This is a genomic window from Legionella brunensis, from assembly GCF_001467025.1.
Lineage (GTDB): Bacteria > Pseudomonadota > Gammaproteobacteria > Legionellales > Legionellaceae > Tatlockia > Tatlockia brunensis.
Map to the genome: position 1 here is coordinate 1 of NZ_LNXV01000023.1, position 1294 is coordinate 1294.

The window sequence follows — 1294 nt, forward strand, 5'->3', positions numbered from 1 at the left end:
ACTCAGTTTTCACAGGAGCCTGGGGAAGAACCTCGGCGGTCAAAAAAATAGAAGAACAACAGGAAGAAATATTGAAATCAATGCCTTCCATGACTTCAAATTAAACTTAATAAGGGCGCTTTTACTACTGGTAAGTAGCGCCTGATGCACCAATATTCAATCGACACAGTACTTTCTATCGTTTGCTTAATAATCTCTTAATACACAAGGATATATAATTAGCATATATTACTTTTAATGAGCAAAAAAGCATGGCAAAAAAACTATATGAACTACTTGAGATTGATGAAACAGCCACTGCCGAAGACATTAGAAAGGCCTATAAAAAACAGGCTTTAAAGCATCACCCCGATAAAAATAAGGATGATCCTCAAGCTCAAGAAAGATTCAAAGATATTTCTAACGCCTATGCAATTTTGTCAGATGAGGTGCTTCGTCCCTTATATGATAAGGGGCAAATTGATGACACAGGAAACCCAGTGGCAGAGGAAGTGAACGCCACCTTTTTCTCTGAGGATCCCGAGGAAAGAGCAAAACAATTTGAAGAGATCTTAAAACAGTTCCATAAGGCAACAGAGGAAGCGAAAAAAGCAGCTCAGAAGGTTTTTGAGGAAGAAATTAAACCTCATCTCAACGATAAGCAAGTGAAAAATCCTCCTGGAAGCAAAACTTATTACATTTATATTCCTGGTTTTAATCCAAACACAAAAAAAGACTATGCTAAAGATTTTTTTGATGTAGAAAATGATGAGCTACGCTCAAAAATTGCTGAGGAGTTGCATAATAAGGATGGCATTTTGGTGTTCGAATCAAGAGAAGAAGCTCTAAGCGCTGGTAGACTAGTGCGTGATAAATTCTGGGGAAATGATAGCGATGATGTTGTTATTGAATGTTTCCTTAGTCCTGAACTTTTGGAAAAAACAACCTCCTTCTTTAAGAGTGGCGGCTCTGAAATTGATATGGAGGAATTAAATGATCATGGCAAAAGAAATTGCTTTAGCTTTAAACAATCGCCTATAGGTTCTAATTTATTTTCACTGGGGAATATTAGTGCTGTTTACATAGTAAATGCCCTGGTAAATTTGTGTGCGCATCCAGGGGATCCCGAAGCTAAAAAGATTCTTGATGTAAGGTTGGAAAAAGAAGTTATTCATAATAGTAACTTCCACAATCCCAAAATAAAAGCAATTATCCAAGCCCTTGATAAGGGCGAGACAAAATTAAAAAAACAAGAAATATTACTCCGAGAGATTAAAAAGAATCAATTGTCAGTTGCAGAGTTTAGTCTGCTGTA

1 protein-coding gene is annotated in these 1294 nt (G+C 36.6%); it reads left to right on the top strand.

The window, feature by feature from the left end:
• Positions 1-251: 251 nt before the first annotated feature.
• Positions 252-1294, top strand: a 1043-nt coding sequence (locus tag Lbru_RS08750) for a J domain-containing protein (protein WP_157061506.1), incomplete at its 3' end; no start/stop codon positions are given.